This is a genomic window from Streptomyces tirandamycinicus (assembly GCF_003097515.1).
GTDB lineage: Bacteria > Actinomycetota > Actinomycetes > Streptomycetales > Streptomycetaceae > Streptomyces > Streptomyces tirandamycinicus.
The window spans coordinates 104994-122981 of the sequence record NZ_CP029188.1; the positions used below are offsets into that span (position 1 = coordinate 104994).

A 17988-nucleotide genomic window follows, 5' to 3' on the forward strand; every position below is an offset into this window, starting at 1 on the left:
AGATCCGGAACGACGAACTCCTGCTGTGCGGCGGGCACCTCTGCAGGCGGGTCGAGCCGCATCGCCGGATGCGTGACTACGTGCGTGGGCTGCCGGGCCTGCCGCACGGGACGATGCCGAGCCGCGTGGCGTGGCCGGCGATGTCCAGGAGCGGTCCATCCCGGTGACGGTGGGCCACGAGCTGGAGTCCAACGGGTTCACCCCGGGCGGTGGTTCCCGCCGGCAGGCTCAGCGCAGGGTGTCCGCTGATGTTGAATGCCCACGTCAGAGCGACGCTCATCCGCCGCCCCGGGCCGTCGTGGCCGTGCGGTGGGTTGGGAGTGGTCGGCGTGAGGACGAGGTCGGCCTGCTCGAAACAGGCGTGCAGCCGCGCCTCGTTGACGGCCGTGACGCTGTCTGCGTCGCCGGAGAGCGGTGTCCTGTCACGAAGGGCCGTCCAGACGGGGGCGGGGTCGAGAAGCCTGAGATCGGGGCATTCGACCAGCGTGACGAGCTGCGCGCCGGCGAGCCGTTCGGCCGCTCGACGGGCCACGGCGGCGACCGCGGGATCGGTGTCCGCGTATCCCAGAGTGGCCGACCAGGTCGCTGTCATCGGGTACGGCGAACGGAAGGCCGTCATGGGCGACTCGTCGACGGCTTCGAGGTAGGCGCGGGCGTCCCGAGGGTCACGGACCAGGACGCCGGGCGAGTTCAGGCCCGCTCGGTCTCGTGCGGGGAGTCGGCCGTTGGTGGGCTTGAAGCCGGTGATCCCGCACCACGCTGCGGGGATGCGCACCGATCCTGCGCCGTCGGATCCGCTGGCCAGCGGAATGAGGCCGGCCGCGACGGCGGCTGCCGACCCCGCCGAGGAGCCGCCGGGTGACCACGCCGGATCGAGGGGATTGAGGGTGGGGCCCCGTCCGGTCGTCCCGTACGTCTGCCAGCCCCGGCCACCACGCGGCACCGAGGTGGCGCCGACCGGCACGCATCCGGCAGCCGCCAGCCGCCTGTTCTGGTGGGAGCCGGGGCCCTCGCTCGCCTTCACACCGATCGGCACGCCCGCGAGCGGCAGCCGGGCGCCGCGGGCGAGCTGCGCGTCGACGCCGGCGGCACGGTCGAGGGCCTCCTCCGTCCACACCTCGGTGAACGCGTTCAGCTCGTCGTCGCGTTCACCGATGGCGCCCAGCGCGGCCGTGACGACCTCCACGGCCGTGAACTCGCCGCGCCGCACACGGCGGGCGATGTCCAGGGCGGACAGTGCCGCGTAGTCGGTCGGGTCGATCACCGTCGTCCTCCTCGGGCTTCGGCGCGAGTGCCCGCCGCTCCGTCCGCTGTCGCTCTCCGCCGGGCGTGAGCCGGGCCGGATCCGGCGGCCACCGGACCCGGCCCTGTCTTCTTCCGCTCAGACGGCCCGTACGACCCGGACGGCTCAGACGGCTCAGACGGTGATGACGATCTTGCCTCGCGTGTGTCCGCTTTCCAACTGGCCGATGGTCTCGGGGACGTCAGCCAGCGTACGGGTGGCGCCGATCACCGGCGTCACCCTGCCCGACTCGACGAGTTCCGTCAGGAACTCCAGATCGGCCCGCTCGGGCCGCATCGTGAAGGCCACCATCCGCTGGCTCACGAACGGTGACATCGCGAGTGCCCTGGCGATCCGGCCGACGGCTCCCACCCAGCGGCCCTCGGCATCTCCGCTGATGACGACGAGGGTGCCCTTCGGCGTGAGGACCCGGCGGCAGGCCCGCGGGGTCTGCGTCCCGGCCAGGTACAGCACCAGGTCGTAGCGCCGGCCGTGCGTGGTGAAGTCCTCGTGCGTGTAGTCGATGACGTGGTCGGCGCCGATCGACCGGACCAGGTCGGTGTTCCGCGTGCTGCACACACCGGTGACGTCGGCGCCCAGAGCCTTGGCGATCTGCACGGCGAAGGTACCGACGCCTCCCGACGCACCGGCGATCAGGACCCGTTGCCCCGGCTCGATCCGTCCCCGGTCGCGCAGCGCCTGCAGGGCGGTCTGCGCGGCGAGCGGGACGGCCGCCGCCTGCTCGAAGGTGAGGTTCCGCGGCTTGCGGGCCAGTTGCCGCTCGGGTACGGACGCGTACTCGGCGAAGGCGCCCAGTCCGCTGCCGAACGGTGACCCGTACACCTCGTCGCCCGGCCGCACGGTGGTCACACGGGCTCCCACGGCCACGACCCGTCCGGCGAGATCGCAGCCCGGGACCGGGTTCGACGGCCGGCGCAGGCCCAACTGGAGCCGCGCGACATAGGGCTCGCCCCTCACCAGGTGCCAGTCGGCGGGGTTGGCGGACGCAGCGTGCACCCGCACCAGCACCCCGTCGTCATCGGCCACCGGCCGCTCGACCTCCTCGAGCCGCAGGACGTCGCCGGGTGCGCCGTAGGCACGTTGGACGAACGCTCGCATCGGCGTGCCGGGTGCTCCGGGGGTCACGGGCTTCATGGCACTCTCCTTTCCTTCGGGTTGCGCGCCGAGGGGTTCAGCGGGTGGGCAGGGTGGCTTCCCGGTCCTTGCGCGCTTCTTCGCCGACGTCGCCGGCGGTGCCGCCGTCGATGTCGAGGGACGGCAGGAGGCGGTCGAGCCACGCCGGAAGCCACCAGCAGGCATCGCCCAGCAGCTTCATCGTGGCGGGGACGAGCACCATGCGCACGACCGTCGCGTCGACGGCGATGGCGGTCGCCAGACCGAGTCCCAGCATCTTGGTGGTCGGATCCTCACCGAGGACGAACCCGAGGAACACCGACACCATGATGAGCGCGGCCGAGGTGATCACCCGGGCGGTTCCGGCCAGACCGCGCACCACGGAGCCGTCGTTGTCGCCGGTCGCGAGATAGTGCTCGCGCACCCGGGACAGCAGGAACACCTCGTAGTCCATCGACAGCCCGAACACGATGGCGAACATGAACATCGGAATGAACGACACGATCGGCACGGAGGACTCGAGACCGATCAGTGAGGCCCCCCACCCCCACTGGAACACCATCACCAGCACGCCGTACGCCGCGCCGATGCTCAGCAGGTTCAGCACGGCGGCCTTGAGTGGCACCAGAACCGAGCGGAACACCACCGCCAGCAGCAGCAGCGACAGCACGACCACCGCGGTGACGAAGAGCAGCAGCCGGTCCTTCACCCGGTCACCGAGGTCGGCGAAGGCGGCCGTCTGCCCGCCGACATGGGCGCGGGCCCGGCTGCCCTCGAGCACCGCGGGGAAGACCTCGGAGCGCAGCCGCTCGACCGTCTCCCGCGTCGCGTCGTCCTGGGGAGCGGTGTTCGCCACGGCCAGGAGCACGGCCACGCCCGCGCCGGTGTCGATCCGCGGTGGTGCCACCGAGGCGATCCCCGGGTCCCCGCTGACGGCGTCGTGGAGCGGCTCGACCACCGAGGCGTCGCCGCCGAGGTCGACCGCGATGGCGAGCGGGCCGTTGGCGCCCGGCCCGAAGCCCTCGGCGACCAGGTCGTACGCCTGCCGCTCGGTCCGGGAGGCGGGCAGCGTGCCCTCGTCGGGGAAGCCCAGGCGCAGCGCGAGCACGGGCGCGGCCAGCGCGAGCAGGAGCACCGTCGTACCGACGGCGTAGGCGGCGGCGTGGCGGGAGACGTGCGCGCCCCAGCGCTGCCAGCGGCGCCGGGTGCTCAGGGCGCGGCCGTCGCGCGGGGCGCGGCGCCGGGGCAGGCCGAACCGGTCGATCGAGTGCCCGGCGAGTCCGAGGAACGCGGGCAGCAGGGTGATCGAGGCCGCCACCATGATGAGCACCACGGCGGCGATGGCGATACCGGCCGCGGCGATGAAGGGAATGCCGGCGACGGCGAGCCCCATGATCGAGACGACCACCGTGCCGCCCGCGAAGACGACGGCCTGGCCGGCGGTCGCGACGGCGCGCCCGGCCGACTCCTCGACGCCCATCCCGGCGGCCAACTGCTCGCGATGGCGGGTGACCAGGAAGAGCGCGTAGTCGATGCCCGCCCCGAGTCCGACCATGGAGGCGACCACCGGCGCCCAGCTCGGTATCTCCACCAGGTAGGTGACGAGCGGCATGGCGCTCACGCCCAGGGCCAGGCCGAAGAGCGCCATGCCGATCGGCAGGCCCATGGCGATCAGCGACCCGAAGGCGACGAGCAGGATGACGACGGCGGCCAGCAGCCCGATCACCTCACCGGTGCCGGTCTCCGGTTCCTCGAAGGAGACGAACAGATCGCCGCCCGCCTCGACGCGCAGCACGGTGTCGTCCGCGTGCGCGGCGACGACCTCCTTCAGGTCCTCCAGATCACCGGCGTCGAGCTTCTCCAGCACCGGATACCGCAGGGTCACCAGCGCCACGCGCCCGTCGGGCGAGACGGTGCCCCCGGCCACGGCCGCTCTCCCCCCGTCGCGCAGACCGCCGGCCGGGTCGGAAGCCGCCAGCACCGCCGGCAGTTCGGAGAGCTCGGCCTGGACGTCGGCGAGTGCCCGGCGGGCGGCAGGGCTGTCGAAGAACGTCACGCCGGCGTCCCGCGGTGTGGCCGCGACGCGGGCGGTCAGTCCGGCATCGCCCGAACCCGCGGCGGACAGCAGCTCGACCGCGCGCTGCGAGTCGAGCCCGGGGGCGTCGAAGGTGTCCTCGAGGTCGCGGCCGACCGCCGCCGAGGCGGTGATGACGACGACGGCGGCCAGGACCCAGGCGCCGATCGCGCGCCAGGGGTGCCGGGCGGCGAACCGGCCGAGCCGGAACAGCAGGGACGACACGTCACTTCTCCTCGGTGAATGGGTGTACCCGGCGCCGGTGTGCACGCCTGGCTTCGCCATGGTGTCGGTCGGCCCTGTCCGTGCACCTCGGCCCAGGGGCCGGGAACCGGCGCCGAAAGCACGAAGCCGGCGCCGTACTTTCGGCCGATCCGGCGGTGCGCGGGGGCCTCTACGATGGGTCGCGTGCGACACCTCATGCGCGCTCTGTGGGGCGAGACCCGCGCCCTGTGGGACAAGGGCCGCGCCCTGTGGGGCGAGACCAGTGCGCCGGCCTCGCCCCGCCCCGGCTGGCGCGACTGGGCGCTGGTCGGGGTGCTGGTGCCCGCGGCCGTGCTGGAGGGGGTCCTCCGGCCGGATGTCCCGTCGCGGGCCCTGTCGTTGGTCGTCGGGGTCGGCCTCATCCCGACGCTGCTGTGGCGGCGGACGAAGCCGCTGCTCATGGTCGCGATCGCGTTCGGCACGCTGCTGTTCACCCAGGTGTGGATGCTGGTGTTGGGCGGCGGGCAGCCAGGGCTCAACATGATGGTCTACATGCTGCTGCTGCCCTACGCGCTGTTCCGCTGGGGATCGAAGCGCGAGGCGATGCTCGGGTTGCCGGTGATACTGGTGCCTGCCGTGCTCTCGGTCCCGCTCACCAGTACCGGCCCGGGCGACGCGATCGCCGGGCTGGCCATTCTCTTCGCCTCGATGGCGTTGGGCGAGGCGCTGCGGTTCCGGGCGTACGCCCGCGCCCGGCAGCTCGAACAGGTCAAACTGGTCGAGCGCGAGCAACTGGCTCGCGATCTGCACGACACGGTCGCCCACCATGTGTCGGCCATCGCGATCCGGGCCCAGGCGGGGCTGGCCGTGTCGGCGACCGACCCCGCCGCCGCCGGCGAGGCGCTACGGGTGATCGAGACGGAGGCGTCACTCACCCTGGCCGAGATGCGCTCGATGGTCCGCGTCCTGCGCCGCGCCGACGAGCGCGCCGGCCTGGCCCCGCTGCCGCTGGTCGCCGATCTGCACGACCTCCGCGGCGTCGGCGCGGGACCCGCGGTCGACGTCGAGATCACCGGTGATGTCGCCGGTCTCGCTCCCGCGCTGTCGACGGCGGTCTACCGGCTCGTTCAGGAGTCGGTCACCAACGCCCGCCGGCACGCACGCCACGCCTCGCGCATCGAGGTGCGGGTCGCGGCCGGCGAGCAGTCGGTGCACCTGCGGGTGAGCGACGACGGCGACGCCGTTCACCCGCGGTCGGGCAGCTCGCCCGGCTATGGTCTCCTGGGGATGGCGGAACGGGCGGGTCTGCTCGGCGGTTCGCTCAGCGCCGGCCCGAACCCCGGCCGCGGATGGACCGTGACCGCCGTGCTTCCGAGGAACGGATCGGCATCGTGAGCGTGCGTGTGGTGGTCGCCGACGATCAGGAGATCGTACGGACCGGGCTCACCATGATCCTGAACGCGCAGCCCGGCATCACGGTCGTCGGCCAGGCCGCCGACGGCCACCGCGCCGTCGAACTCGCCCGCTCGCTGCGCCCCGAGGTCTGTCTGTTCGACATCCGCATGCCGGGGATCGACGGCATCGAGGCGACCCGGCGGCTCACCGGTGGCGGGGCCGCCGACCCGCCGGCGGTGGTGGTGATCACCACCTTCGATCTCGACGAGTACGTCCACGCCGCCCTCAAGGCGGGCGCCCGCGGCTTCCTCCTCAAGGACGCCGGACCCGACATGCTCGCGCAGGCCGTTCATGCGGCGGCGCGCGGGGACGCGCTGATCGCGCCGAGCATCACGGCGCGTCTGCTCGCGGCGTTCGCCCACACCGGGGAGGCCTCGACGGCGCCGCCGCAGCCGGTCGAGGCGCTGACCCACCGCGAGGAGGCGGTACTCGCCGCGGTGGCCCGGGGGCGGACCAACGCCGAGATCGCCGCCGAGCTGCACATCAGTCTCAGTACGGTCAAGACCCATGTCGCTCGCCTGATGGACAAGCTCGGCGCCCGCAACCGCGTCGAGATCGCGATGTGGGCCTACGAGACGAACCGCGCCGGGGGTTGACCCCTCCCGCCGCCCGGGCGGCCGGCCACGGGCGGTGACGGTCCGCGTCGCGCGCGGCGGTGGCCCGGCCTGGCGGTGCCCCGGTGCCCGGCTTCGTGCGCGGAGAAAACCGGTACCGCCGAGGGCAGCGGGATGGGTACCGTGTCGGCGGTTCGGGGCGGTGTCCGCGAACCGGCCGTGCCGGTCACGCCGGCCCCTGCCGTCCGGGGCTGCCGCGCTGTCGAAGGGCCGGCCCGCTCACCGCGCATGGACGAAGAGACCGCGCATGGACGAGGAGGGGGCGCACGATGCCGAAGGCCACAATGCGGGGCGTCACGCTGGACTGTTCCGACCCGGGGGTGCTGGCCCGCTTCTACCAGGAGCTGACCGGTATGCCGATCGCCTTCAGCACGGCCGAGTTCGTCGCCTTGACCGGCGATGGCTGCGACCTGGGTTTCCAGCGGGTCGAGGAGTACCGGGCGCCGTCCTGGCCCGGTCAGGACGTACCCCAGCAGTCCCATCTGGACTTCCGCGTCGAAGACCTCGATGCGGCCGAGGCGCTGGCGCTGGGGCTCGGCGCGGTGAAGCCGGACCACCAGCCCGGCGGCGAGCGGTGGCGGGTGCTCCTCGACCCCGCCGGTCACCCGTTCTGCCTGAGCTCCGGCTGACCGTCCGACGGCCCGCTCCGCAGCCACCGCTGGGCCCGTGTGGCGCCACCGCCGTGGGCACTCTGCCGGATCCTGCCCGGCTGCCCTCCGCGGCACGCGAGCACGCGAACGATCACGCACCGGACGCGGCGGTCACGCGTCGGACGCGGCGAGCGCCTCTCCGGGCCGGGTCGGCGACCCCGGACGATGACACCGGGCACCCCGCGGCTCTGGCCGGTGCCGCGGGCAAGAGGCGGGCCGGCCACGCGTCTTGCCCGCGGGCGCAGTCCGCGGGAGTCGTCGCCTGCGGGCGCCGTCCGCGGGCGGGCGTCAGCAGCGCGGCGGCGCCGGTCCGCGGAGGGGGCCGGGGGCGGCGGGAAGCCGGGGCGCACACCGTGCCGAGTCGGCACCGCCGGCCCCGCGCAACGGGTCAACGGTGCATCCGGTGCAGGGCTCTCATCGCACCGGCGACGCACTCCTCGTCGCCGGCACCGGCGAGCCGGCGGGCGTGGTCGCCGCCGTTGAGGCCGAGCAGTACGGGCTCGCCGAAGGCCTTGTACCCGTTCACCCACCAGGACCACAGGCCGGGATCGTCGGGGTCGAACCATTCGATGACATCGGCGTCCTCGTCCCAGAAGGGCCTGGGGAACGCGAGCCACAGCTTGTCCAGGAGACCCGCTCCGAGTGCGCGGACGGCCTCCTGCTTGCCGTCGGGCAGCGCCGGCTCGAAGTCGATCGCCGAGGCCTTGAGGACCCCGATCGGGACGGTCACCACGACACGGTCCGCCCGCACGGTGCTCCCGTCCCGCAGGGCCACCGTCACCCCCTCCGGCCCGTACCGGATGCCGGTGACGACCTGCCGGGTGCGCACCGGGATGTCGCCGCGGATGTGGGCGAGAAGGCGGTCGTAGCCGAGGGGCAGCAGGAGGTCGGGGCCCTCGGGGCTGCGGCCCTCGAGCGTGGCCGTCACGGAGAGCTGGCGGGGCTCGGCGGCGTACTCCAGCGGGTAGTTGATGGTGAGCGCGGTGCGCAGTGCGGCGGAGGGGCGCTGAGGTGTCACCGAGGCGACGGTGGCTTCGTCCGGGTCCTCCACGTCGTCCAGCTTCCTTTCGTACCGGGCGAGTTCACGCATCGCTTCGTCGTTCCCGCCGGTGGAGTTGTCGTAGTCGAAGGTGTGGCGGGGGTCGCCGGTGTGCTCGAGGATGCCGGTGAGGACGTTGCCCGAGGAACCGTGGATCCAGGAGGCGCCCATCTCCGCCGGCGCTCCGGCTATCCGGCGAGTCCACACGCGGCCGCCGACTCGGTCCCGGCCTTCCAGTACCGTCACCCGGTAGCCCTCGTCGACGAGGGCACGGGCGCAGCCGATTCCGGCGAATCCGGACCCGACGATCGCGACGCGCTCCCCTTCCTCGGCGACGTCGGTGACTTGAGCGGCCGCCCGCCGTCCGCTCTCCAGGGCGCCGTGGGTGGTGGCGGGTGCCTCGGAGGAGGTCGCCTCACCGGCGAAGAACAGGCGTTCGGCCACCGGCGCGGCCAGTACGGCGCGTGCCCGTGCGCCGAGCCCGCTCGGCGCGAGGTAGGAGTAGGAGCAGCGGGCGAAGGGGTCGGCCGACCAGGAAGTGCGCAGGTAGGCCACCGGATCCGGGACGGTGCGCGGTCTGCCGGGCCGGGACACGGAGCCCGGCGCACAGGATGCCAGTGCGCCGGTGGCGGCCATCGCAAGAGCGGAGCCCAGCAGTCGGCGGCGCGCCGGGTCGTGGTCCGGTGACGTCATGGCGAGGAGGTCCTTTCCCGGTCAGCGTAAGCCGTGGCCGCCTGCAAGACGGGGTCATGACACGTTTGGTTCCGGGGCCCGGGGTCCGGGGTGCTGCACGGGAGGCCGGCCGGCCCCGCGTCGGCGCTGACGGCGACGGCCCGTGCCGGCTCCCCCGGGGGAAGGGGAGCCGGCACGGGCCGCGTCGGGTTCCGGACGACGATCCGGGATCGCCGAACGCCGGGAGCGTCGGAATCTCCGGGGATCGTCAGGGCGTCAGAGCGGTCCGCCGATCTCGCAGGCCTGGCACGGCGGCCGGCCGCAGGTGCACTGCATGATCGCGTCGAGGACGTCGCGGTCGTGGTACAGGCACTCGTCCTTGCAGGTGTGGCGCGGGATGAATCCCGCCGGGATCTCTCCGGGCCACGGCTCGTGGCCGTCCCGGCAGCGGGCGAACCGGTCGGGGTCGCTGGAGTGCAGTTCGTGCATGCGCGACCGCGCCTCGTCCTCCAGCTCCCGTACCCGCTGGACCAGGGCCTTGAGCTCGGTGGCGAGTCCGGCGTAGTGGTCGGCGCCCGTCCTCACATGTGCGGCGCGCAGTGCCATTGCCGCGTTGCCGAGAAATCTGCCGGCATCCTGCAGATCGGTCACGTGATGCAACTGAATGCCGTTCACGCCCCGTACCCACACGGCGTCCATGCTGCTCACTGATCCACCTTCCCGGCGTTCCTTCGCCTTCTATTCCTGCGAAACAGTATGCGCGGCGCCGGTGCCTTCGCATAGCGAAAATCAGACTATTCAAGGACGCTAAAGCCCCCTGCTTGTATCCGTCCAGTGAATTCGGCGTGAGTCCGCTCACAGCAGGAACAGGGAATCGCGGCGGCATACGTCGATCCTCCGCGGAATCTGCTGATGATTTGTTGTCCGCGGCTTCTATTCGTTATCCGGCGACCGTGTACGACTGCGCACCGGTTCCGGCGAGACCACCGCCGTCGACGATCAGGTACTCCTGGCGGATGGGGCGTCCGTCGAACCAGCACTCCAGGATCTCCCGGGTGCCGGCCGCGTAGCGGGCCTGCGCCGAGAGGGTCGAACCGGACACGTGCGGCGTCATCGCCTCGTGCGGCATGGTGCGCCAGGGGTGGTCGGGTGGTGGCGGCTGCGGGTACCACACGTCACCCGCGTAACCGGCCAGCCGGCCGCTGTCCAGGGCCCGCACCACGGCGTCCCGGTCGACGATCAGCCCGCGTGCCGTGTTGACGATGTACGCGCCGCGTCGCATGGTCCCGAGCAGCTCGTCGTCGAACAGGTTCTGCGTCTTGGGGTGCAGGGGGGTGTGGATCGACAGCACGTCGACCGAGGCGGCCAGCGAGCGGGCGTCGGGGTGGTACGTCAGCTCCAGCTCCGCCTCGACCTCCTCGGGCAGCCGGTGCACATCGCTGTAGTGCAGTCTGACGTCGAACGGCTTGAGGCGGCGCAGCACCGCCTGGCCGATGCGGCCGGAGCCGAGGACGCCGACGTCCATGCCCTCCAGGTCGTAGTTGCGCGAGACGGCGTCGGCGATGTTCCAGCCCTTCTTCGTGGTCACCCACTCGTGGGCGGACATGTAGTCGTGCACCAGGGTCAGAATCTGCATCACGGCGTGCTCGGACACACTGATGCTGTTGCTGTAGGTGATCTCCGCCACGGTCATGCCGTGTGAGATGGCGCTCGGCAGGTCGACGTGGTCCGACCCGATCCCCGCCGTGATCGCGAGTCTGAGCCGGGGAGCCGCGGTGATCCGCTCGGGGGTCAGATAGGCGGGCCAGAAGGGCTGCGAGATCACCACGTCGGTGTCGGGCAGCTCGCGGTCGAGTGCGGAGTCGTCACCCTCCTTGTCGGACGTGACCACGAAGGTGTGGCCGCGTTCCTCCAGGAAGCGGCGTAGTCCCAGTTCTCCCGAGACGCAGCCGAGGAGCTCGCCCGGGGTGAAATCGACGGCTTGCGGGGTCGGCGCGGTCTGACCGCCCGGGTAGCCGGTGATGGTGGGAATCCCGTCGCGTGCGTACTCGGGTGGATAACCGCCCACGGGATCCGGATAGAGCACCGCAAGGATCTTTGCCATGGCCGTCCTCCATCGGTGTGGCCACTGCCGGTGAACCGGTCGGGCACCTGAACCGGTCTGCACCGATGATCTTGAATTTTAGTCGAGTGGGCATCGGCGCTGCAATCCCGTGGATAATGGGGCGCGTGCTGCGGTGGACTGAGATGCGGACGTTTCGTTGACGCCTGAACGCGAGCCGTTCCGGTCCCGTGTGCGCGGGCGCGTCCTGGCCGCGATCGCACTGGGCGGGCTGCTGGGCGGGACGGCCCGTTACGCCCTCGCGCTGGCCTTCCCCACACCTGCGGGGACGTTCCCGCTGACGACGTTCGCCGTCAATGTGTCCGGGGCGTTCCTGCTGGCGCTGCTGCTGGTGTACGTGGTGGAGATCCGGCAGCGGGACGGATACCTGCGGCCGTTCGCCGCCGTCGGGGTCCTCGGCTCGTACACCACGTACTCGACCTGGATGTTCGACACCGACCGCCTGCTGGGCGACGGCCTCTACGCCCTGGCGGCGCTCAATGTGCTCGGCAGTCTGTTCGCCGGCCTGGCCGCCACCGTGCTGGGTCTGGCCGTCGGCCGGAAGATGCCGGCCCGGCCCGGCGGCCGCGGCCGGAGCCGCTTCCGGGGGGCGCGGTGATCACCCTGCTCGGCGTCGGGGTGGCGGCGGCTCTCGGGGCGGTCGCGCGCTACGTACTGGACCAGTACGTGCAGCACCGCAGACCCGGTGCGTTCCCGCGCGGCACCTGGCTGGTCAACATCACGGGCTCGTTCGTCCTGGGGCTCGTCGTGGGCCTGGGTGCCCGGCACGGGCTGCCGGAGCAGGTCCTGACGATCGTCGGCGCCGGTTTCTGCGGCGCCTACACCACGTTCTCCACATTCAGTTACGAGCTGGTCCGCCTGTGCGAGCAGGGCCGGGCCGGAAAGTCGCTGCTGTACGGCGCGTCGAGTCTCGTGGTGGGTCTGCCGGCGGTCGCCGCCGGCTTCGCCGTCGGTACGCTCTGAGACCGCCGAAGAACTCGCATCCGGGCCGCGCGGCCGGACCCGTCAGGACCCCATTCGGGCCGCGTCCGGGCCGCGTTCGGGCCGCACCCGGGCCACCCGTAGGACGCGGTCCGGCGAACACGGCGCCCCGGACGTCCGGGACTTGACACGGGGATTCGCGAGTCGTCTCCTTGAAGGTGAGGACACGTCGTGGCACACGCCGATCAGAGCGACGCCACACGTCACTGGTTTGCCAGCACCCACCGGCACCCGGAGGCTGCTGATGGCGACCTACGAATACCTGTGCAGCCGTTGTGGGCCCTTCGACGTCAAGCTGGCGATCGGGACCGCGCCCACCAGTCACGGCTGCCCTGTCTGCACGGGCACCGCACGACGCGTGTACTCCTCGCCCGGCCTCGCGCTGACCTCGCACACCGTCGCCGCCCTCCACGAGCGGGACGAACGCTCGCGTGAAGCGCCGGCGGTGGTGTCCGAAGTGCCGCCGGGCAGAAGTGTGCCGCGGCGCCCGCACCCCGCGCTCTCACGGTTGCCGCGCCCCTGAAGGGCGGTGGTCGACACGGCAGAACGTCTCAGACGAGTCCCGGCAATTGTGTCCCCACGCGGCCTGAGGAGGTGCGTCCCCGGTGGGCAATGTGGGACTGCTCTTCGTCGGTGCGGTGCTCTTCATCAACGGCCTGCTGCTCCTCGGAAAGGTCGACGCCAAGGCAGGAGCGGTGTTCAACCTTTTCATCGGCGCACTGCAGGTACTGACGCCGACCTACCTCATCTTCACCGCCGGCGACGACCCCATGAAGATCCTGGCGGCGTCCGGCATCTACCTGTTCGGCTTCACCTACCTGTACGTAGGCATCGGCCTGCTCACCGGGCTCGACAGCACCGGTGTCGGCTACTACTCGCTGTTCGTGGCCATCGCGGCCCTGGGATACGCGTTCGTCAACTTCCGGCTGTTCGGGGACCAGGCCTTCGGTGTCATCTGGCTCTACTGGGCTTTCCTGTGGTTCCTGTTCTTCCTGCTGCTCGGTCTCAAGATGGACGCCCTCAGGGAGTACACGGGCTGGGTCACGGCCATCCAGGGCTGGGTCACCGGAGTGATCCCCGCCGGGCTGCTGCTCTCCGGCTACTGGAAGCACCCCACCGAGATCGCCATCGCTCTGGCGGTCTTCGGCGTCGTGGTGTTCGCGGCGCTGTGGCCGCTCACCCGGAGTTCACGGCAGCCCGCCCCGGCGTCTGCGGGGCCGCCAGCGTGAGCACGGCAACGTGACCCTGATCGGAAATAAGGAGCTGTTATGCCCGAAGTGGTATTCAGTGTGGACCAGAGCAAGTCGATGCGTGATCAGGACGTGCCCGGACACAACAGGTGGCACCCGGACGTCCCCACCGTCGCCATGGTGAAGCCGGGAGCGGAGTTCCGTGTGGAGTGCCGCGACTGGACCGACTGCCAGGTCGGCAACAACGACTCCGCCAACGACGTACGCGACATCGACCTGACCATCCCCCATATGCTCAGCGGCCCGATAGGCGTGGAGGGCGCCGAACCCGGCGACCTGCTCGTCGTCGACATACTCGACCTCGGTCCCGTGCCGCAGCAGACCGGCGACATGGCGGGCCAGAGCTGGGGCTACACCGGCATCTTCGCCAAGGCCAACGGAGGCGGCTTCCTGACGGACTACTTCCCGGACGCCTACAAGGCGATATGGGACTTCCACGGCCAGCAGGCCGTGTCCCGTCATCTGCCCGGGATCCGTTTCACCGGGATCACCCACCCCGGGCTGTTCGGAACCGCGCCGTCGGCCGAGATGCTCGCTCGCTGGAACACCCGTGAGCAGGCGCTGATCGACACCGACCCGAACCGGGTCCCGCCGCTCGCCGTACCGCCGGACAGCACCAACGCCCTGGCCGGCACGGCGACGGGTGACCTCGCCGCCCGCATCGCGGCGGAGGGTGCGCGTACGGTGCCGGCCCGCGAGAACGGAGGCAACCACGACATCAAGAACTTCACCCGCGGTTCACGGGTCTACTACCCCGTACACGTCAAGGACGCCAAGCTCTCCGGAGGCGACCTGCACTTCAGTCAGGGCGACGGGGAGATCACGTTCTGTGGAGCCATCGAGATGGGCGGCTTCATCGACTTCCACGTCGACCTGATCAAGGGCGGCATGGAGACGTACGGCATCTCCACCAACCCCGTGTTCGTACCGGGCAATGTCGAGCCCCGGTACACGGAGTTCCTCACCTTCATCGGGATCTCCGTCGACCACGACACCGACACGAACTTCTATCTGGACGCGACGCTGGCCTACCGACGGGCCTGCCTCAACGCCGTCGAGTACTTCAAGAAGTTCGGTTACAGCGGAGAGCAGGCCTACCTGCTCATCGGCTCCGCTCCCATCGAGGGACGCATCAGCGGCATCGTCGACATCCCCAACGCCTGCTGCTCGCTGTACGTCCCCACCGCCATATTCGACTTCGACGTCCGGCCCACCGCCGAAGGCCCGATGAAGGCCGACCGCGGCACGTGCGCGATGAGCAGCGCCTGACCGCACCGGACGACCACACGGCCCCGCAGCCGGAAGGACTGCGGGACCGTTCTGTGCGGGACCGTTCTGTGCGGGCCCGTGCTGTGCGGGACCGGCCGATGCGCCGCGCCGGGACGGCCTCGGTGTCCGGCCCACGCGACGCGCCGCGCCCAGCTCCCGTGCCCGCCGTCGTTCCCGGAGGGTTCACGGCGCCTCCTCGCCGATCGGGCGCTGCGCGACGAACCGGGACTGGTCCGCGAGGAACCCCTCGGTGTACAGCTTCCGCGGCCGGAGGACGGCGGTCAGCGTCAGCCGCCAGGTGGAGCGCTCCAGATCGTGGTCGACCAGGGAGTGGGTGGCGCCGGGGTAGTGCGCGACCGTCAGGGACGCCGCCGGCAGCACCTCGCGGTAGACGGCCTCGGTCTCGGCGACGTCCACGTTGACGTCGTGGCCGGCCGTCACCAGCAGGACGGGAGTGCCGCGCACGGACCTGAGATCCTCGGTGGCGTCCGAGCGGTGGTTCCTGGCGACGAATCCCCACCGCGCGCTCGTCATGCCGCCCGGGTCGCCGATCGCGGACCGGTACTCGGCGAAGGACGCCCCCCTCTCCAGCAGGCGCAGCGTGGTCTCCCGGCGGCGCAGTGCCGCGTCCCGGCGCTCGGCGGTCGCGCCGTCCCGGTCCAGTTCGGCGAGGAGGTTGTACCGGCCCTGCCGATGCCAGTTGACGGCCGGGGAGACGGCGATGACGAACTGCAGGCGCCGGTCCCGTGCGGCGACCTTGGGCAGGACCCAGCCGGCCTGGCTGGCGCCCCACAGCCCGATGCGGCGGCCGTCGACGTCGGGCCGGCTCCGGGCCCACCGCACGGCGGCCAGCGTCTCTTCGGCCCGGTCCGTCATGCTCTGGTCCAGCCAGTCCCCCTCGGATCCGGCGACACCGGGCTTGCTGAACGACAGCGAGGCGTACCCGGCGCGGGCGAAGGACTCCCACATCGGCCGGTAGAACGTCTCGTGCGTCGCGTCCGTAGGGCCGTCGCCGTGGACGAAGACCACCAGGCCGAACGGCCCCTCACCGCGTTCGGGCCGGGCCAGTACCCCGTCGAGCAGCTTTCCGCCGTGCCGCAGGGACACCTTCTCCTCGCGCAGCGCGTAGGTGTTCTGCCACACCGCCACTCCGCCAAGTCCGGCGGCCACCACCAGCGCCCCCACCAGCGTCCAGACCACCGGCCGCCATGTGCGCCGCATCCGCACACCACCCCGCGTCCGGGACACTCCGACCCCCAAATAGTTCACTTCAAGAACGGTCGTATCGATAATGAACGTACTACTATCGTTCGTGCAAGGTGGTTCGGCGAACGGGCGAAGGAGCGGCATGGGGACGGCGGCGGAGGAGACACGGCATCCCGCAGGCGGCGGCCCGGCGGTACGCAGAGGCGTTCCCGAGGGCAGCGGGGCGCGGGTGGCGGCGCTGTACTGGGAGGCGTTCGGCCGAAAGCTCGGCCCGGCGCTCAACCCGCCGGAGACCGGGCGGGCGTTCATCGCGGCCCATCTCCACCACGACCGGGGCGTCGTCGCACTCTCCGGCGGCCGGGTGGTCGGTGTGGCCGGCTACCGGCTCGGCGGCCGTGCGCTCACCGGCGGCGGTGTGAAGGAGGTCCTGTCCGCCTACGGCCCGTTCCGCGGCCTGCCGCGGCTGGCGCTCCTCGCCCTGCTCGAACGCACCCCCGAAGCGGGCGAACTGGTCATGGACGGCATCGCCGTCGACGCGGCACACCGCGGCAAGGGGATAGGCAGCCTCCTGCTGCGGGAGGTCGCGGCCGTCGCCGCCGAGAACGGCTGCCACCGCGTACGCCTGGACGTCATCGACGTCAACCCCCGCGCCAGGGCCCTGTACGAGCGGCACGGCTTCACCCCCCACCGCACCGAGCAGACCCCGTACCTGCGCAGGCTGATGGGCTTCGGCGCGGTCACGACCATGCACCGCCCGGTCACCGCCGCGGACGCGACGAGCGGGCGGAAGTCACCATGACGAGCGCCTCCGCCCACGCCGACAGCGGTGACGACCGGCCGGAGATCCCCACCCGGCTGGTCGTCCAGGCCCTGGTCCGCGAGGACGGCGCGGTGCACGCGGGCGAGCTGTACACCGTCGCCGGCCTGCTCGGCATGAGCGACCAGCAGATCAGGCTGTGCGTCAAACGCCTCGTAGCCGAGGGCCGGTTCACCCAGGAGGGCCGGGGCCGCAAGGCCACCCTGCACGCCGTGGCCGATGTCTCCGGATCCCTGGCGCCCGACGCCGCCTATGTGCGCCACGCCTACCGGCAGGACGCCGGACTCGCTCCCTGGGACGGCACCTGGCACCTCTTCGCCTTCGCCATCCCCGAATCCCGGCGGACCGCCCGCGACACCCTCCGCGAGCACCTCCTCCACCTGGGAGCCGCACCCGTCCACAGCGGCCTGTACGTCACCGCCAACCCCGTCGCCGAGCTCGTCGAGGCGCGGGCGGGGCAGCTCGGCGTCCTCGCCACCCTCACCCGTCTCAGCACCACGGACCTGCGGATCGGCGGACTCACCGACCCCGGCGCACTGGCCGCCGCGCTGTGGCCGCTCACCGAGATCGCCCAGCGGTACGAAGACCTCGCCGCCTTCGCCGGGGCGCGCCTGGCCCGTCTCACCGAGGGCCCCGAGCCGCCGGACGCCGAGCGCCTCACCATGGCCATCGAGCTCGCCGCCCTGTTCACCGAGGCGATGGAGCCCGACCCCCTGCTGCCGCCGCAGTTGCTGCCCGAGCCCTGGCCGGGGAGGGACGCCCGGCGGCTGGCCGCGGACTGCTGGAGGCACCTGCGCGGACCCCGGCGGGCGGGCGGCGCCCCCGCCCTTCGCCTGTTCGCGCTCTACGCCGACGCGTTGGGCCCCGCAGACGGCTGACGGCCCGCGGGCGGTCGGCCGCGCCGGCCCCTGGTGGCGTACGACGTGTTCTCGGCGGACCGGGCGCTCGCCGAGGCGGTCGAGCGGCACCTCGACCCCGCGGTCCGGGACGTGGCGCGGCGGGAGCTGGCGGAGCTCGGCCGGGCCGCCGGCTCGGCCCAGGCGCAGCGCTGGGCCGTCCAGGCCGACACCAATCCCCCGGTGCTGCGCACGCACGACCGGTACGGCAACCGGATCGACGAGGTCGACTTCCATCCGGCCTGGCACCGGCTGCTGGGCAGGGCGGTCGGCTCGGGGCTGACGACGGCCGTCGGCGCGCTGCTGGGCGGGGTGTTCTCCGG

17 protein-coding genes and 1 pseudogene are annotated in these 17988 nt (G+C 72.0%); 11 read left to right on the forward strand and 7 right to left on the reverse strand.

Annotated features, from left to right (window positions below):
- Positions 1 to 76 precede the first annotated feature (76 nt).
- The 3 genes from DDW44_RS00460 to DDW44_RS00470 all read right to left on the reverse strand — a co-directional run bounded on the left by DDW44_RS00460 (position 77) and on the right by DDW44_RS00470 (position 4715).
- Positions 77 to 1264 (reverse strand): amidase, encoded by a 1188-nt coding sequence (locus tag DDW44_RS00460; protein ID WP_108905170.1) that lies wholly within the window; start codon positions 1262 to 1264, stop codon positions 77 to 79.
- A gap of 153 nt (positions 1265 to 1417) precedes the next feature.
- Entirely contained in the window at positions 1418 to 2437 is a 1020-nt protein-coding gene (locus DDW44_RS00465; RefSeq protein WP_018890626.1) for an NAD(P)-dependent alcohol dehydrogenase, read from the reverse strand.
- Positions 2438 to 2474: 37 nt separating this feature from the next.
- Entirely contained in the window at positions 2475 to 4715 is a 2241-nt protein-coding gene (locus tag DDW44_RS00470; protein WP_108905171.1) for an MMPL family transporter, read from the reverse strand.
- Positions 4716 to 4898: 183 nt separating this feature from the next.
- Between DDW44_RS00470 and DDW44_RS00475 the strand changes: the two genes are divergently transcribed.
- The 3 genes from DDW44_RS00475 (at position 4899) to DDW44_RS00485 (ending at position 7392) form a co-directional block, all read left to right on the forward strand.
- On the forward strand, positions 4899 to 6089 hold the full coding sequence (locus tag DDW44_RS00475) for a sensor histidine kinase (protein ID WP_240800496.1): 1191 nt from the start codon (positions 4899 to 4901) through the stop codon (positions 6087 to 6089).
- Positions 6086 to 6745, forward strand: a complete 660-nt coding sequence (locus DDW44_RS00480; protein ID WP_108905172.1) for a response regulator — start codon at positions 6086 to 6088, stop codon at positions 6743 to 6745. The genes DDW44_RS00475 and DDW44_RS00480 overlap by 4 nt, the downstream gene beginning before the upstream one ends.
- Positions 6746 to 7047: 302 nt before the next feature.
- The gene (locus DDW44_RS00485) at positions 7048 to 7392 is read left to right on the forward strand and encodes a VOC family protein (protein WP_018890622.1); all 345 of its coding nucleotides are present in this window, start codon (positions 7048 to 7050) and stop codon (positions 7390 to 7392) included.
- Positions 7393 to 7801: 409 nt separating this feature from the next.
- On the opposite strand, the gene DDW44_RS00490 is transcribed toward DDW44_RS00485, so the two are convergent.
- The 3 genes from DDW44_RS00490 to DDW44_RS00500 all read right to left on the reverse strand — a co-directional run bounded on the left by DDW44_RS00490 (position 7802) and on the right by DDW44_RS00500 (position 11228).
- Positions 7802 to 9145, reverse strand: coding sequence for a flavin monoamine oxidase family protein (locus DDW44_RS00490; RefSeq protein WP_108905173.1), 1344 nt, complete (start codon positions 9143 to 9145; stop codon positions 7802 to 7804).
- A 255-nt stretch (positions 9146 to 9400) separates the two neighbouring features.
- Positions 9401 to 9823, reverse strand: coding sequence for a hypothetical protein (locus tag DDW44_RS00495; protein ID WP_017946964.1), 423 nt, complete (start codon positions 9821 to 9823; stop codon positions 9401 to 9403).
- A gap of 241 nt (positions 9824 to 10064) precedes the next feature.
- Positions 10065 to 11228, reverse strand: a complete 1164-nt coding sequence (locus DDW44_RS00500) for an NAD-dependent formate dehydrogenase (protein WP_108905174.1) — start codon at positions 11226 to 11228, stop codon at positions 10065 to 10067.
- 157 nt (positions 11229 to 11385) lie between these two features.
- Here DDW44_RS00500 and DDW44_RS00505 point away from each other — a divergent pair, with 157 nt between their 5' ends.
- The 5 genes from DDW44_RS00505 (at position 11386) to fmdA (ending at position 14746) form a co-directional block, all read left to right on the forward strand.
- The gene (locus tag DDW44_RS00505; RefSeq protein WP_027732581.1) at positions 11386 to 11844 is read left to right on the forward strand and encodes a fluoride efflux transporter FluC; all 459 of its coding nucleotides are present in this window, start codon (positions 11386 to 11388) and stop codon (positions 11842 to 11844) included.
- A complete protein-coding gene (gene crcB / locus DDW44_RS00510) occupies positions 11841 to 12209 on the forward strand; it encodes a fluoride efflux transporter CrcB (protein ID WP_018890618.1) in 369 nt (122 codons plus the stop codon). The genes DDW44_RS00505 and crcB overlap by 4 nt, the downstream gene beginning before the upstream one ends.
- A gap of 262 nt (positions 12210 to 12471) precedes the next feature.
- A complete protein-coding gene (locus DDW44_RS00515) occupies positions 12472 to 12750 on the forward strand; it encodes an FmdB family zinc ribbon protein (RefSeq protein WP_078503399.1) in 279 nt (92 codons plus the stop codon).
- Between the two features lie 82 nt (positions 12751 to 12832).
- The gene (locus DDW44_RS00520) at positions 12833 to 13456 is read left to right on the forward strand and encodes an AmiS/UreI family transporter (protein ID WP_017946968.1); all 624 of its coding nucleotides are present in this window, start codon (positions 12833 to 12835) and stop codon (positions 13454 to 13456) included.
- A gap of 39 nt (positions 13457 to 13495) precedes the next feature.
- A complete protein-coding gene (fmdA, locus tag DDW44_RS00525; RefSeq protein ID WP_017946969.1) occupies positions 13496 to 14746 on the forward strand; it encodes a formamidase in 1251 nt (416 codons plus the stop codon).
- Between the two features lie 183 nt (positions 14747 to 14929).
- Here fmdA and DDW44_RS00530 read toward each other — a convergent pair whose 3' ends face one another.
- Positions 14930 to 15967, reverse strand: coding sequence for an alpha/beta hydrolase family protein (locus DDW44_RS00530; RefSeq protein ID WP_108908690.1), 1038 nt, complete (start codon positions 15965 to 15967; stop codon positions 14930 to 14932).
- Between the two features lie 127 nt (positions 15968 to 16094).
- Here DDW44_RS00530 and DDW44_RS00535 point away from each other — a divergent pair, with 127 nt between their 5' ends.
- From DDW44_RS00535 to DDW44_RS00545, 3 genes and pseudogenes are all read left to right on the forward strand, one after another.
- Positions 16095 to 16751, forward strand: coding sequence for a GNAT family N-acetyltransferase (locus DDW44_RS00535; protein ID WP_108905175.1), 657 nt, complete (start codon positions 16095 to 16097; stop codon positions 16749 to 16751).
- Positions 16748 to 17647, forward strand: a complete 900-nt coding sequence (locus DDW44_RS00540; RefSeq protein WP_108905176.1) for a PaaX family transcriptional regulator C-terminal domain-containing protein — start codon at positions 16748 to 16750, stop codon at positions 17645 to 17647. Before DDW44_RS00535 ends, DDW44_RS00540 begins: the two co-directional genes overlap by 4 nt.
- 33 nt (positions 17648 to 17680) lie before the next feature.
- Positions 17681 to 17956: pseudogene (locus tag DDW44_RS00545) on the forward strand (DNA alkylation response protein); the annotation flags it as partial.
- Between the last annotated feature and the right edge of the window lie 32 nt (positions 17957 to 17988).